The 15,796-nt window shown below is 41.4% G+C and carries 9 protein-coding genes; 8 read left to right on the plus strand and 1 reads right to left on the minus strand.

The window, feature by feature from the left end:
• Window positions 1–7: 7 nt before the first annotated feature.
• Window positions 8–1,012, minus strand: coding sequence for a right-handed parallel beta-helix repeat-containing protein (locus WFY05_RS04635; RefSeq protein ID WP_340111561.1), 1,005 nt, complete (start codon window positions 1,010–1,012; stop codon window positions 8–10).
• Window positions 1,013–1,430: 418 nt separating this feature from the next.
• Here WFY05_RS04635 and WFY05_RS04640 point away from each other — a divergent pair, with 418 nt between their 5' ends.
• From WFY05_RS04640 to WFY05_RS04675, 8 genes are read left to right on the plus strand one after another with little or no spacing between them, the layout of a single operon-like run.
• On the plus strand, window positions 1,431–2,159 hold the full coding sequence (locus WFY05_RS04640; RefSeq protein ID WP_340111562.1) for a GntR family transcriptional regulator: 729 nt from the start codon (window positions 1,431–1,433) through the stop codon (window positions 2,157–2,159).
• A 1-nt stretch (window position 2,160) separates the two neighbouring features.
• Window positions 2,161–3,099 (plus strand): ROK family protein, encoded by a 939-nt coding sequence (locus WFY05_RS04645; RefSeq protein ID WP_340111563.1) that lies wholly within the window; start codon window positions 2,161–2,163, stop codon window positions 3,097–3,099.
• A 57-nt stretch (window positions 3,100–3,156) separates the two neighbouring features.
• Window positions 3,157–4,308, plus strand: coding sequence for an MFS transporter (locus tag WFY05_RS04650; protein WP_340111564.1), 1,152 nt, complete (start codon window positions 3,157–3,159; stop codon window positions 4,306–4,308).
• 5 nt (window positions 4,309–4,313) lie between these two features.
• The gene (locus WFY05_RS04655; protein ID WP_340111565.1) at window positions 4,314–6,677 is read left to right on the plus strand and encodes a GH92 family glycosyl hydrolase; all 2,364 of its coding nucleotides are present in this window, start codon (window positions 4,314–4,316) and stop codon (window positions 6,675–6,677) included.
• 15 nt (window positions 6,678–6,692) lie between these two features.
• On the plus strand, window positions 6,693–9,308 hold the full coding sequence (locus WFY05_RS04660) for a glycoside hydrolase family 2 protein (RefSeq protein ID WP_340111566.1): 2,616 nt from the start codon (window positions 6,693–6,695) through the stop codon (window positions 9,306–9,308).
• Between the two features lie 5 nt (window positions 9,309–9,313).
• Window positions 9,314–10,618 carry a glucosidase family protein gene (locus tag WFY05_RS04665; RefSeq protein WP_340111567.1) on the plus strand — a complete coding sequence of 435 codons (1,305 nt, stop codon included), beginning with the start codon at window positions 9,314–9,316 and terminating at the stop codon, window positions 10,616–10,618.
• Window positions 10,608–12,377, plus strand: coding sequence for a class I mannose-6-phosphate isomerase (locus WFY05_RS04670; RefSeq protein WP_340111568.1), 1,770 nt, complete (start codon window positions 10,608–10,610; stop codon window positions 12,375–12,377). The genes WFY05_RS04665 and WFY05_RS04670 overlap by 11 nt, the downstream gene beginning before the upstream one ends.
• 6 nt (window positions 12,378–12,383) lie before the next feature.
• Window positions 12,384–15,749 (plus strand): glycoside hydrolase family 38 N-terminal domain-containing protein, encoded by a 3,366-nt coding sequence (locus WFY05_RS04675; RefSeq protein WP_340111569.1) that lies wholly within the window; start codon window positions 12,384–12,386, stop codon window positions 15,747–15,749.
• Window positions 15,750–15,796 lie beyond the last annotated feature (47 nt).

Here is a 15,796-nt window from a genome sequence, read left to right on the forward strand (position 1 = left end):
CTTATTATCAGTTATTGGTTTTTATTTTCAGATATACTTTTAATCCGCTGTCACTTGATGCAGATGTCGGAATGATAGCTTCGTAAATATGAGGAACGCCGGGAATTCCCGAGAGCACATAAGGTTGGTCTCCGCCAAAAGCGCCACAATCTGTTCCATTCTCTCCTGCTCCGGCTGCCGGCGAACCGTCTTTTAGAGTAAAATCATTATCTACATTTTGATTTTCAAAATCAGTATACACTATACTCATATCCACATTTGCAACATTGCCAATTCCACTGGGTACGGTTGCTCCAGCAAAGAGATTATACTGAAATGTACTTCCGCTTAATATTTTATATCCTATGTAATTGCTATTGTATGGATTACTTTCGCTGTAAATAATATTGTTTTTTATTTCGGCATGAACAGCTTCAATGTAATAGCCAACCACATTATTTTTTATAACACCCGTAAAATCATCAGAAGCAGTTCCCAGAAGGATATACGTAGAGACTATATTATTGAAAATGAGTATGTCTCTTGCATCCCTGTTCTTCATTATTTGAGTACAAAAATTCTGGCTAACAACAACATCGTGGATATTATTAACATCATGTGCAAGACTAATTCCGTGACTTGCATCAGTTACATAGTTCCTGGTGATAACAGTATTACTGGCTTGGTTAAGTATATATCCGGTAGTACGAATTCCAGAAAAAATGATTCCATTAGCCTGAATCCGAACATTATTCATAATAGCATCTAGTTTATTCGCCTGTGAAGAATCATTTTCAGTCAGAAAATATCCGGGACCAATTATTATGAGCTTTTTGTTGATATTAAAATCGCCATACGTGCTAGCGGAGCCTTCGATATAAAGCGTATCACCAGCTGACGCGCTATCTCTAGCCGCCGTTAGAGAGTTAAAATCGGCATCTACGCCAGGAGTGTTGTTTACGCGCCAGGATTTGGCGTGTACGATTACAATTATTCCTAATAGAATAATTGCAGTTAAAGTTAGTTTTTTCATCTGATTGCTTTTTAAAAGTTAGTATTATCAGTTTTTCTTTTCCAGTAACAATATTGCCCCGAAAGAATGCAGATACACCATAAAAGAATACAAATCGTGTTGAAAATCGTTACGGTTCTACGGTAAGTAAGTATAAGTTAGTGATTATTAGTCGGAAATACAATATGTTAATATTGATAACATAGAAGAATTTGCAAATATCTGGGTGTTCTTTAAATGTATTTTGGCATTAACTTCCGAGTATAATTCAACGTGTTTACGTGATTTTTCAGTTTTACAAAATAAAGTTAAAATCAGAAATAATGATAAGGGAAGTAAAACCGATCCAAATTCACGATGCTACCGAAAAATATTCTAAATACTTTAAAACACATCCATGGTAAATTGTATATTTGCAAATGTATGAACATTTGAACAAATGAAGCTTGAAATTGATCACACCAGCAAACTTCCTTTGCACTACCAGGTGGAAGAGTTGCTTCGAAATTTGATAGAACAACCGCGTTACCAGAAAGGCGAATTTCTGCCACCGGAGGTTGAACTGGCCAAATTGTTGGGAGTAAGTCGCAATACCATTCGTCAGGCTACCAATAAACTGGAATTTGAAGGGCTCATCTTCAGGAAAAAAGGATTTGGAACCAAAGTGGCTGAGAACACCTTAACAACACAGCTTAACAGCTGGCACTCTTTCACCCAGGAAATGACTGAAAAAGGAATCATATTCAGAAATTTCCTGATTAAAGCTGAGTGGATGGAGGCAAATGAGAAAATAGCTACTTTCTTCAACATTCCGGTAAATACAAAAGTACTTTGCATTAGCCGGTTACGTGGAGATGAAAATGCTCCTTTTGTTTATTTCGAGAGCTACCTGCATCCGCGCATTGGAGTTTCCGAAAATGAAGATTTCAGTTTACCGCTCTACGAATTGCTGGAAAAAAAGTACAAGACTCCGGTAAGTATTTCGCGCGAAAGGATTAAAGCCAGGATAGCATCACAGATTACGGCAAATCGCCTGCATATAAAACAGGGAGAACCTGTTTTGATTCGTGAAAGATTTGTCAGCGATCCCGGAAACCGTCCGGTTGAGTATAATATCGGTTTCTACGTGGCAGAAAAATTTACTTATTCAATAGAAATCAGAAGATAAAATGAAACAAAGACTTGCAATTGGAGTTGATGTAGGCGGAAGCCACATCAGTTGCCAGGCCTACGATCTGGATAAAAAGCAACTTCTTAAAAATACACATTCAGAAAATGATTTAAATAACCACGACCAGCCTGATAAAATTATAAAAGCTTGGGGAGATACGATAAGAGAGAGCATGAAATTAGCCGGTGCTCAAAATGTAGTTGGGATCGGTTTTGCCATGCCTGGCCCTTTCAACTATGTAGAAGGAATTTCACTAATGACAGGCGAAAACGGGAAATATGAGAATATTTACGGTCTGAATGTACCCAACGAACTAAAAAAATATCTCGACCTTCCAAAGGATTTTAAGATCCGCTTCATTAATGATGCAACGGCCTTTGCAATAGGTGAAGATCAGGTTGGAATGGCTAAGAATTGTAGTCATTCTCTATCTGTTACACTTGGAACCGGATTTGGTTCTGCATTTATAAAAGATGGTCTGCCGATTGTAGATGGAGCCGAGGTTCCAGAGCAGGGATGCCTTTGGCATCTGCCTTTCGAAGATGGAATTGCGGATGATTATTTTTCAACACGCGGGCTGATAAAGCGGTTTCAGCAATTCACAGGGAAACAACTGACAGGTGTAAAAGAGATTGCAGAACTGGCTCCCGGCGATATTTCTTCCAGAAATTTGTTCGATGATTTTGGCCGGAAAATGGGAATCTTTCTTCATCCCTGGATAGAAAAATTCGGAATAGAAGCTTTTGTGATGGGTGGAAATATTTCAAGGGCCTATGCCTTATTCGGTGATAGTTTTAATCACTACCTCAACAAGAACGGATTAACACTGGAAATCTTTGTATCGGAACTGAAAGAAGACGCTTCGTTCATTGGCGCTGCAACACTTATAAATGATGAGTTCTATGAAAAAGTATTGCCTGCACTTAGAAAAATGTAAGCAATTCAACAGAGAATTTCCTGAAACTTGAATCACTATTCAATCAAACTTAGCTTTATGACAAAAAACAAAATTTCCTATACTTATATTCTTCCGGTTCTGCTCTCATTTTTTGTAATGAGTTTTTGCGACCTCGTAGGTATCGGCGTCGATAATGCCAAAGCTGATTTTGAATTAAGTAATACTCTTGCTCAACTTATACCGCTGGCTGTTTTCGCATGGTTCTTTATTCTTTCTGTTCCCGTTGGCATTATGCAGGATCGGATAGGTAAAAAGAACATGCTGAACATAGGAATGCTTCTAACCGCCCTGGGACTCATATTGCCATTTTTTATTTACTCCTTCCCCACCTTGCTGTTTGGCTTTGCGTTGTTGGGAATCGGAAACACAATCATCCAGGTGTCGGCCAATCCTCTACTCATTGATGTGGTCCCTTCAAAAAGTGTTTCAAGTTTTCTGAGTTTTTCTCAATTTGTTAAAGCCATCGGTTCAATGGTAGCGCCTTACCTGGCTACATTTTTTGCCGTTCGGTTTGGTGATTGGAAAATTCTCCTCCTTGTCTTTGGAGCTGTTTCTGTATTCTCGGTTTTATGGCTGCACTTTACACATATTGAGGAAACTCTGTCGAAAGAAAAGAAAGCAACAATTGGTTCCTGTTTGCAACTCTTGTCGATCAGCTACATTGCTTTAATGGTGATCGGAATTTTCTTTGTTGTGGGAATTGATGTCGGGATAAATGCAGCATCGGGGCAATTTTTGATGGATAAACTGGGAATGGACGCCGAGCCTGCCAAACAGGGTCGCAGTCTTTACTTTTTTGGTAAAATGCTGGGGACTTTCCTTGGAGCCTTACTTTTAACCCGTTTATCAGCTAAAAAATTTCTGATCGGTTCAACGCTTGCAACCTTAATAACAGTAATTGCATTTATTCTCTCACCAAGTAGTTTTATCGCCCTTATTCTTATGTTTTCAATAGGAATGTCAGCATCAAACATTTTCCCGTTGATCTTTTCTGTGACTGTTAAAAAGTACGCGGAACGTGCCAACGAAATTTCCGGATTAATGATCATGGCAGTGTCCGGAGGTGCATTCATTCCTCCAATAATAGGGAAAGTTACTGACCTTGCCGGCATTAGCGCCGGAATGTTTGTACTTGTGGGATGTTCTGTTTATTTGCTGATATTATCATTCATCGCACTTAAAAAATAACCAGCATGAGATATTTCGGACTATTACTTTCTCTTGTTCTTATATATGCTTGCACCTTTCAAAAAGTCAGGCAGGAGCAATATAATGCCGTACAATATGTCGATCCGCAGATTGGATCGGTACACGGCAGATGGTTTTTTTATACCCCGGCGGCTTTACCCTTTGGCATGGCAAAGCTGGCTCCGCATACCAACGCATACGAGAGCATGGGCAGCTGGCTACCAGGAGGTTACGATGACCGACACCAATCGATAGAAGGATTTGGCCATTTTCATGAATTTCAAATCGGAGGAGTAGTTGTAATGCCTGTTGTTGGTGAATTAAAAACAGTTCCGGGAAGTCTGGAAGATCCGGATAGTGGTTACCGTTCGCGTTTCGATAAAGCAGATGAAAAAGCGGAACCGGGATATTATTCGGTTTTTCTAAAAGATTACCAAATTAAGGCGGAACTGACCGCCACGGAACGAGTTGGATTTCACCGCTACACTTTCCCCGATTCAGATAGCGCCAAACTCATTTTTGATGTTGGGCATAAACAAGGCGAAAGCAGTGATGTGACAGAGGCCTACGCCGCCCTTGTCAATAAAAATGAGGTGGAAGGTTATGTTGAAACATATCCCGAATATGCCAAATTCTGCGATCCCGGGAATCGGGTGAAAATGTATTTTGTAGCCCGTCTGAATAAAGTACCTGAGAGCGTTACCGCTTTCACCGACAACTCGATTTCATTAAATACACAAATAACTAAGGGAATTAAAAATGGCCTGTGCCTCGAATTCAAAACAAACGAAAATGATGTGGTAGAAATGCAGGTCGGACTATCTTATACAAGTATCGAAAATGCCCGGTTAAATTTAAACATCGAAGCAAACGGAAAAAACTTTGATGATGTTCACCTGACTGCTACCAAAAAGTGGAACGCTATGTTAGGCCGAATCAAAGTCGAAGATGAAAATACAGCAAACAAAACAAAATTTTACACCGGTTTGTATCATGCCCTTCTTGGCCGGGGACTGGCAAGCGATGTAAACGGGCAATATAAATTGAACGGAGAAGGCGTTGGTCAGATTCCGTTGGATGATATCGGTAATCCCAAATACCATCATTATAATACCGATGGGATCTGGGGAGGATTCTGGAACCTGGGACAGCTTTGGGCACTTGCCTATCCCGACTATCTGGCTGAATACGTTCAGTCGAACATTGATTTCTACAAAGAAACAGGCTGGTTGCACGATGGAGAAGCAGCCGGAGTTTTTACCAATGGTGTGCAAACCAACTTTCAGGGATTGTTAATGGCTGCAGCCTACAATTGCGGAATTCGCGATTTTGATTACGAAACCGGGTATCAGGCTGCCTTAAAAAACGAAACAGAATACCGGGGCCGCAACCTGGGAAACGGAAAATACGATCTCAGTTATTTTGTAAATCTTGGATATGTGCCTTATCAGGACACCACCATTTCGAATGGATGGGTATTCAATTTCGGAGCATCGCATACACTTGAATATGCTTTCAGCTCATTTGCAGTAGCCCAAATGGCAAAAAGCCTTGGACACGAAAATGATTATCAAAAGCTGATGAAACAAGCCGGATACTGGAAAAATATATTTGATGCAGAAACCAAATTTATCCGGCCTAAACTTCCAAATGGGGAATTTATAAAAGATTTCGATCCGATGAGAGGTTGGGATGGTTTTCAGGAGGGAAACGCTTACCAATACTCGTGGTATGTTCCTCACGATCCACTTGGGTTAATACAGGAAATGGGACTTGAAACTTTTAATCAGCGACTCGAACAGACATTTAGCGAAAGCAGAAAATCACTTTTTGGAGGGGGAAAAGAGATACATAGTTTTTCAGGAGTTCAGACCTTATACAACCAGGGCAATCAACCATGCCTGCACCAACCTTGGCTATTCAATTATTCGGGGAAACCATGGCTAACGCAGTTTTGGACAAGAACCATTTGCGATGAATTTTACGGAACAGAATCACTTCACGGATACGGATATGGTCAGGATGAAGACCAGGGACAACTGGGTGCCTGGTATGTAATGGCGGCACTGGGATTATTCGATGTTCAGGGACATACTTCTTCCGACCCAAGCTTTCAATTCGGTAGTCCGATGTTTAAGAAAGTTACTATACAAGTGTCTCCTGATAGATCCTTGGTTCTTGAAACAACAAACAACTCCGCAAGTAATAAATACATTCAGAATGTAAAATTCAACAATGCAACACTTGAAAACTGTTGGATAAGCAGGGAAGATTTAATGCATGGCGGTAAACTCACATTTGAGATGGATTCAACTGCAAATAAAAACTGGGGTATTGGCGACCTGCCACCATCAATGAGTACAGAATAAAAGGAAGGATAAAAAATGAAAAATATTCTCACAATCCTATTGATCTTTTTTGCCGGAACAACGCTGGCACAAAACGGGGAAATTCTTTTAAATAAAAACTGGAAAGCCAAACGAGCTAATGAAATCCCGGTTGATGGAACCGAAATCACATCTCCCGGATTTAAGCTTTTCGACTGGATGGATGCTGTTGTTCCCGGGACCGCACTCACAACTTTGCTTCATAATAATAAAGTCCCGGATCCATTTTATGGAATGAACAATGAACTTATTCCTGATATTTATGAAACCGGTCCTGATTTTTATACTTTCTGGTATCGTAATTCATTTTCACTTCCAAAACCGGAAGAAGGTCAACAGGTGTGGCTCAAGTTCAGGGGGATTAACTATTCAGCAAATATATTTCTGAACGGCAAGCGGGTGAATAAAGATACTCATGCTGGCATGTTCTTGCGGGAAAAATATTTAATCACATCTTTTTTGTCTGAAGACGGAACAAATAATCTGGCTGTAAAGGTTGAGCCGCCAAATCCGGTGGGACAGGCCAATGGCGGGCAGGGAGGTGATGGTACAATTGCCCGTTCGGTAACACAACAATACACGCCCGGCTGGGACTGGGTGGCACCAATTCGCGACCGCAACACCGGTATTTGGGACAAGGTTTCGATTGAAATAACCGGTGCCGTTGATATACGCCATCCACATGTAAAAACCAGTGTTCCGGGGAAAAGATTTCCCGGAGAAAAACAAGATCCGGCATTTATTGAACTCTCAGCAGAGCTGGTAAATGCATCCAACAAAATTCAGGAAGGCATTTTAACTGCAGAGATTGAAAATGAAAAGTGGGAACAAACGGTCAGCATTGAAGCGAATAGTACTTTGTTGGTGGAACTTCCAAAAATAAAAATGAATAATCCTGGATTGTGGTGGCCAAACAGTATGGGAGAACAGAATCGCTATCGTTTAAAATTATCATTCGACCAAAACACCACAATTTCAGACACCGAAACACTCAATTTTGGCATTCGTGAAACGGGAACCTATTTTGATGAAAAAGTGGGTGGGCGTGTTTTTCTGGTGAACGGCCAAAAAGTATTTATCAAAGGCGGTAACTGGATCTCTTCGGATGCCATGTTAAGGTTATTGCCCGAGCGATACGAGGCAGAAGTAAAAATGCACGCCCGGATGAACATGAACATGATCCGCATCTGGGGAGGTTCGATTACTGAACGACCGGAGTTTTATGAAGCATGCGATAAATACGGCGTCCTGGTTTGGCAGGACCTGTGGGTAACCGGCGACTGCAATGGACGGTGGCCCGATCCAAGAAAAAAAGAATCGCAAGAAAGGCGACGATCTTATCCCGATGATCATTCGCTGTTCCTCACCTCGATGATCGATCAGATAAAAATGTTGAGAAACCATCCGAGCCTGTACCTGTGGTGTGGAGGTAACGAATTTCCTCCACCTGATGATATTAATGATGCGCTGGCCAATGATATCTTTCCAAAATACGATGGAACTCGTTATTACGTTAATGAATCCACTTCCGACAGCATTTTACGAAATACAATTGGTGGCAATGGCGACGGGCCATACAGGATCCAGGATCCTTTACGATTTTTTGTAACACCCTCCTACCCTTTCAATCCGGAACTTGGTTCTGTGGGGCTTCCGAATGTTGAAACCATGCGGAGAATAATGGACGAGAAAGACCTTTATCCTCCCCGTAATGACCGTGGCAACCGGGTTTGGCAGTACCACAAATACATTGGCTACGGCGATCATATTGAAAATTTTGGGGAAATAAAAGGAATTGAAGATTTCTGCAAAAAGGCTCAAGTTGTGAATTATGAGCAATACAGAGCGCTGCAGGAAGGTTTTAATGCAGGAATGTGGGACATGTACACCGGGATGCTGGTGTGGAAAAATCAAAATCCGTGGACATCATTACGCGGACAATTCTACGATGTTTTTTTGGATCAGAACGGAGGATTCTATGGCTATCAGCATGGAGCGGTTCCTGTCCATGTTCAACTGAATCTGAATGATTCTTCCTTCTGTGTTGTGAACCAAACCTGCTTCGAGGCTAAAAATCTAAACATTGTTGCCTCCTATTTCGATTTGCACGGAAAGCTGGTAAACAAAGAAGAATATTCCACCAGTGTAAAACCTAACAGTTATGAAGTATCAGGAAAGATTGATAATATAGAAAAACCTGAGGGACTTTGGTTTTTACGATTAGAATTGAAAAATGAAGAAGGTTTAACAATCGATGAAAACCTTTACTGGCTGAAAAGTACACCGGAAGATATGGAGAAATTGGAAGAACTTAGTCCGGTTCAGCTGGTCGCAGAAGTGGAAAAAGAATCGTCGGGAAAATATTTGGCATCAATCGAGAACAATACCGATGAAACCGCCTTTTTCACAAGGCTTAAGGCCATCGATAAAACAACCGGCAAAATGGTTTTACCTGTTTTTTTTAGCGACAATTACTTCACCTTGTTTCCCGGAGAAAGAAAAGTAATAAAAATTGATATCTCACATCTGGATAAACCTGAACTCCGGAACATTGAACTGATGATTGAACCTTTTAACGGAATCGCATCAGGAAAAACAGTACCTCAAAATTGAAATACATGAAAGACAAGTTTCTAAAATACATCAGTTTAGCCTTGATTATTCTTAATCTGTCCTGTCAGAATTCATCGACTAAGAATGATGAACTCTCACGACAAATACTTCAAAACGAATATTTTGCCTTCACCAAGCAAAAGGCACTTGAGATAATCGGTACCGGATTTAATGCCGGTGATGGATACCGTGAAGTCTGGATTCGTGATTACAATACTTTTATTGAATTATCGGCTGAAGTTTTTCCTAAAGAAGAATTGAAGGAAAACCTGCTGGTATTCTTCCGCATGCAAGGTGAAGATGGCAACATTATCGATGGATTCACTCCGAGGGAAAAAGTTGATGTGGATTACGATTTTACCTATTCGGATTTGGAGCCCCGTTATGCAGCACATAAAAATACCGTTGAAACTGATCAGGAAAGTTCGCTTATCCAGGCTGTTTACAAATACATAAAAGTTACCGGCGATACTACCTTACTTTACGAAATGGTGGGAGACCAGTCCGTTGCGGAACGAATGGAATGGGCAATGAAATTTCTGACCGAACACCGGTGGAACAAGAAATACGGACTGATAATCGGGGCCACAACTGCCGACTGGGGAGATGTTCAGCCTGAACATGGTTGGGGAGTCGATCTCGACCAGAATACACACCCTGCCATCGATATCTACGACAACGCCATGTTTATCATAGCTCTCGATAATTTGATGGAATTGTTACCAAAAACCAGAATGGAGTGGGATCCGGTTCGTGATCAGTTAGCTGAAAACAGCCGCAAATATTTGTGGGACGGAGACAATCAAAAATTTATCCCCCACATTTATCTGGAAAAAGGCTCACCATTTCCCGACGATTTTGATGAGAACCAGATCTATTATTTCGGAGGGACTGCCATTGCCATTGAGGCCGGATTGTTGAGCAAAGACGAAATAAAAACATCCATCGATGAAATGGTAAGAAGGGTAAAACAGGCAGGAGCTGCTTCCATTGGACTGACGCTTTATCCACCGTATCCGGATGGCTTTTTCGTAAATAAAATAATGAACCCGGAATACAGTTACCAGAATGGTGGCGACTGGACTTGGTTTGGAGGAAGAATGATTCAGCAATTGATCAATTACGGTTACGTTAAAGAAGCTTATGAGCAAATTCAACCCATGGTAAAAAGAGTAAAGGAGAATGATGGTTTTTACGAATGGTACACCGTTGATAATCAACCAAAAGGATCGGGAACCTTCCGCGGATCTGCAGGTGTGTTGTACAAAGCTATTTTAATGCTGGAGGAATATGCAAAAGATGGAGAATAAGAACTGGAGAAATAGTAGTCAGTATTTATTGCCGGTAGAGGGACACAACGGGACCAAAGAACAATACCGGATTTACCCAACACATTCTCTGGGTGAAGGCAGGATATTTACTGGTTTTGCGAGCCTCGCGAATGAACTGAAGCAGCATAAAGCAATCATCATCGATGGTTACATCGGTGTGTTTTTCGAAAACTTTAAAGACAATTTACAGGAACAGTTTGATCGATACAAGCTGACTGTTAACTGGATGGATGTCTCTGCTGCTTTAATACCGGAAAAGGAAATCGAGGAGATGATCGCCCCGTTTTTAGGAGGACTCGACCCCCTGTTTGGTAAGCGTACCACATTATCGCTCATTGATTTTTTTGATCCTGAAAAACTGGCTTCATTTAGAATAAATCCTTCTGCCGATCTCAACATCATTTATGGTGTTGGAGCTGCGCTTTCGGGAATTGAAGGTGCACTGCTTTATCTTGATCTGCCAAAAAATGAACTACAATTCAGGGCACGCGCACAAGCGGCGTTAAATATTGGTTCGACAAAGCTGATCAGCAACAAAGAAACATACAAGCGTTTTTATTTTATCGATTGGATAGTACTGAACAAACACAAACAAGATCTGCTACCGGATATCGAAATTGCTGTTGATGCACAAAGAAACCAGGACATTACCTGGTTAAAAGGTGGCGATCTGCGCAGTGGACTACACAAAATAAGTAAGAACGTTTTTCGTGTTCGCCCCTGGTTCGAACCCGGAGTTTGGGGTGGCAACTGGTGCCTGAATAACATCGACGGATTAAACAAAGATGTGTCCAATTACGCCTGGTCATTTGAACTGATCGTCCCCGAAAATGGGCTTGTTTTTGAAAGCTCGGGATGGATGGCCGAATTTTCCTTCGATTTCCTGATGTTTCAGGAAGCTCAAAATGTATTGGGTGAAGCTTTTGATGTCTATGGAACTGAATTCCCCATCCGATTCGATTTCCTCGACACTTTCGATGGAGGAAACCTGTCCATCCAGTGTCATCCAACAACGAGTTACACCAAACAATTTTTCAATGAGGAATTTACGCAGGAAGAAACTTATTACATCCTCGATGCAAAGGAAGATGCGGTCGTGTATCTTGGATTTCAGGAAGATATTCAACCCGGTAAATTTGAACGGGCACTAATCGATAGTTATACGGAGAACCAGGCTATCGACATTACAAAGTATGTTCAGAAATTACCGGCCAAAAAACACGATCTTTTTCTTATTCCACCTGGAACAATTCACGGTTCAGGAAAAAACAACCTGGTACTCGAGATCAGTTCAACACCCTACATTTTCACCTTTAAAATGTACGACTGGCTGCGACCGGATCTTGATGGAAAACCACGACCTCTGAATATAAAACGCGGAATGGATAATCTTTGCTTTGGCAGAAAAGGAGACTATGTAACCGATAAACTCATTTCAAAACCAATGCTGCTAAAAAAGGGGGAAGGCTGGCAACTTTTTCATTTGCCCACCCACAAAAAACACTTATACGATGTTCACCGTATTCATCTGGAAACTGCCATTACAATTGAAACCGAAAATAAATGTCATGTGCTGAGTTTGGTGGAAGGAACATCCATTCAGATTGAAACACAGTATGGAACAGTTGAGAAGTTCAGTTATGCCGAAACATTTGTGATTCCGGCAGCTGCAAGCTCCTACAAAATCATTAATTTATCCGACGAAGAAGTCAAAATTGTAAAAGCATTTGTAAAATAAGACATCATGAAAAATACAATTCTTGTCCTATTATTCAGTTTTATCAGCAGCTTTGTTTATACTGAAATTCCGGATCTCCGGGATACTCAAATAGTGAATGGTTTTTCAAAAAAGATTTCGGGCGACGATTTTAGCTACCATTCGTCCATTCCCCTGGCAAAAGAATGTTTGCTGATTCGCGCAACCGATGGAAAATCAAGCATGGAATGGCAAACGGAAGCAGTTCCGGAAAAACTAAAGCAGGAATATGTAACTTTCGTTTGGTTGGCTGGTCTTGGCTCATCGCCCGGTAAAGCGAGCTTCAGTTTAGAAATTAATGGAAGGCCGACCTTTGAATTTTGGGTGGATGGAAAAGATGAGTGGAAACTCGAAAATCCGGAAGGGATGACACTTTCATTTCACAAAGATCTGATTGATCAACACGGGGATCGCTTTGGATTTATGTACCTGAAAGTTCCTGCCAAACAACTGGAAAAAGGTAAGCCCCTGAATTTAAAAGTAAGGGGAGGGAGATTCGACCTGACTTCGTGGTACATGACTTTTAAATTTGAGATTAAAAACGGCTTAAGTTTTAAAAGCTTCCCGGCAATCGTTGAAAACAACGGAAAAGAATCTCAACTGGGAGTGGCCGGTGTTCTGCATTTCGGTAATCCCGGACCCGCAAAAATATACATCGAGGATAAACTGGTAAAAGAGCAACATGTAAATTTTGGTTACAACTACCTGAAAGTGAACCTTCCAAAAGTAGAAAATGAAACTACAGTAGGTTACCGGCTTGAAGTTGGCGATTTTAGCGAAGAAGGACAATTAAGTTTAAAACCGATTCGAAAGTGGCGGGTGAATTTTGTTCAGCACTCGCACACCGACATTGGTTACACACGGCCGCAAACCGAAATTCTTGCCGAACATTTGAGGTATATCGATTATGCACTTGATTATTGCGACAATACTGATGTTTATCCCGATGACTCTAAATTTCGCTGGACCTGTGAAGCGACCTGGCCGGTTGATGAATATTTAAACAGTCGTCCGAAATCGCAGATCGATCGGCTCAAAAAACGGATAAAAGAAGGTCGGATCGAGCTCACAGGAATGTATTTTAATTTCGATGGGTTGCCCGACGAACAGGTTCTTGCAGCTTCGTTACAACCGATTAAAAACTTCAAAGAAAATGGATTGGATGTAAAAGTAGCCATGCAAAACGACGTGAACGGAATTGGCTGGTGTTTGAATGATTATTACGCCGACCTGGGGGTAAAATACCTAAACATGGGAACACACGGTCATCGGGCTTTAATTGCATTCGATAAACCCACATTATTCTGGTGGGAATCGCCTTCGGGAAAAAGAATGCTGGCGTACCGAGCCGAACATTACATGACAGGCAATACCGTTTTTAAAATCCATGCCGGCAATTTTAATGTTTTCGAGAACGAATTGCTTTCATACCTTACTAATCTGGAAGCCAAAGGATATCAATACGATCTCATTTCCATTCAGCATTCCGGATTTCTAACGGATAATTCCCCGCCATCAATGCTTGCCTCCGATATGATCAGGGAATGGAACGAGAAATATGCCTGGCCAAAGCTAAAAACTGCAACTGCCACCGAATTCTTCGAAGAAATGGAAGCAAAACATGGTAAGGAGTTTCAGGTAATTCGTGGCGCCTGGCCCGACTGGTGGACAGATGGATTTGGTGCCTCGGCACGCGAAGTTGCCACCACCCGTGAGGCACTGACGGACCTGATGGCAAATAATGCCGGATTGACCATGGCAGCAATGCAGGGATCAGAACTTCCAAAGAATATTGATTTTAAAACCGATGAAACAAACAGTGCCCTATTGTTCTATACCGAACACACTGTTGGATACCATGGAAGTGTTCGCGAGCCTTTTTCAAAAAATACAATGGAACAGCGTGCACTGAAAGAATCGTATGCCTGGGAAGCCGGACGACGAGCAAAGATTATCAGGGAAGAAACATTGGGCTTGTTGCAAAGTCATGTTGAACGGGCAACCGTGCCAACGCTGCTGGTGTACAATACACTGAACTGGCAACGAAGCGGATTATTCGCTGTTTACATCGATCATCAGATCATTCCACGCAACCGGAATTTCAAATTAGTAGATGCTTCGGGAAAGCAGGCTTATGCGCAACCAATCGAACGACATTCTGATGGAACATACTGGGCAATTTGGGCCAACGATGTTCCGGCTTTTGGCTATAAAAAATATTTTATTCAGGTTCCAGAAAATGAACTGTGGCCCGAAACTTTCGGTATTGGAGAACAAGAAACCATGGAAAACGACTGGTATAAACTTATCATCGACACCGAAAAAGGTACGATCTCTAGTTTGGTTGATAAGCAACTGAATAAAGAGTTAGTTGATAAGAAAGCAAAATACCAGTTGGGCGAATTCATTTACGAATGGCTGGATAATCGTTCACAAATGGAAGCTTATCGTTTGGATAACTACACACGCGAATCGCTTGATAAAGTTTGGTTCGACGGCTATGAAGAAAATCCGGTTTGGAATACCGTTCGTTTCAAGGGAAATACAAAAGCTGCTATTGCCGACGGTGATTTTGTTTTTGAGATCAGATTGTTCAATACAACAAAACGGATTGATTTATTTTATTCCATCCAGAAAAAATCAGTGACTGATCCGGAAGGAATTTATATTGCATTTCCTTTTCAATTGGAAAACGGTGTTTTGGCATTTGATGTGCAGGGCGGAGAGATCAGAGCCGGAATTGATCAGATTCCGGGATCATCGAATGACTGGAACTCGGTGCAAAATTATGCGCGTTTAAGTAACAGCGATGCTCAAATTATTTTGAGTTCAAAGGAGATTCCCTTGATGCAATTTGGCGGAATTAACACGGGCAGATACAAGGCAGGTGCAACTCCGGAATGTACGCATATTTTTGGATGGCCCATGAACAACTACTGGGTAACTAATTTTAATGCCGAACAACGCGGAGGACATACGTGGACTTATACCATTTCGAGCAATGCTGAGAATCATCGACAGGATGCCGTGAAATTTGGCTGGGGTAACCGTATCCCTTTTTTAACCAGAGTATTGCCGGGTGGAGGCAAAGGCGACGAACAAAGTAGTGCCTCATTTATTAGTGGCTGGCCGGAGAATGTTTTGCTTATCAATTCCATTCCATCAACTGATGGTAAGTCTGCAGCAATCCAGGTACGCGAAATTAACGGACAAAACGCAACGCTGGATCTGACAAATGAGCTCACAAATCAAAAAATCAATTTAGAACAGGTTGATGTTATTGGGGAAAGTGATGAAAATGGTTCACTTACATTAAAACCTTTTGAGTCGAAGTTTTTCAAAATCGATTTATAAAAAAAGCGGTGACAGTATCACCGCTTTCCTGAAAGACAAACAACTAA

Origin of the sequence: Maribellus mangrovi (assembly GCF_037646455.1) — a bacterium.
Lineage (GTDB): Bacteria > Bacteroidota > Bacteroidia > Bacteroidales > Prolixibacteraceae > Draconibacterium > Draconibacterium mangrovi_A.

Excerpts from the sequence above, each read along its gene's own strand:
- WFY05_RS04635 (WP_340111561.1), bottom strand. The coding sequence starts at position 1,012 with ATGAAAAAACTAACTTTAACTGCAATTATTCTATTAGGAATAATTGTA.
- WFY05_RS04640 (WP_340111562.1), top strand. The coding sequence starts at position 1,431 with ATGAAGCTTGAAATTGATCACACCAGCAAACTTCCTTTGCACTACCAG.
- WFY05_RS04645 (WP_340111563.1), top strand. The coding sequence starts at position 2,161 with ATGAAACAAAGACTTGCAATTGGAGTTGATGTAGGCGGAAGCCACATC.
- WFY05_RS04650 (WP_340111564.1), top strand. The coding sequence starts at position 3,157 with ATGACAAAAAACAAAATTTCCTATACTTATATTCTTCCGGTTCTGCTC.
- WFY05_RS04655 (WP_340111565.1), top strand. The coding sequence starts at position 4,314 with ATGAGATATTTCGGACTATTACTTTCTCTTGTTCTTATATATGCTTGC.
- WFY05_RS04660 (WP_340111566.1), top strand. The coding sequence starts at position 6,693 with ATGAAAAATATTCTCACAATCCTATTGATCTTTTTTGCCGGAACAACG.
- WFY05_RS04665 (WP_340111567.1), top strand. The coding sequence starts at position 9,314 with ATGAAAGACAAGTTTCTAAAATACATCAGTTTAGCCTTGATTATTCTT.
- WFY05_RS04670 (WP_340111568.1), top strand. The coding sequence starts at position 10,608 with ATGGAGAATAAGAACTGGAGAAATAGTAGTCAGTATTTATTGCCGGTA.
- WFY05_RS04675 (WP_340111569.1), top strand. The coding sequence starts at position 12,384 with ATGAAAAATACAATTCTTGTCCTATTATTCAGTTTTATCAGCAGCTTT.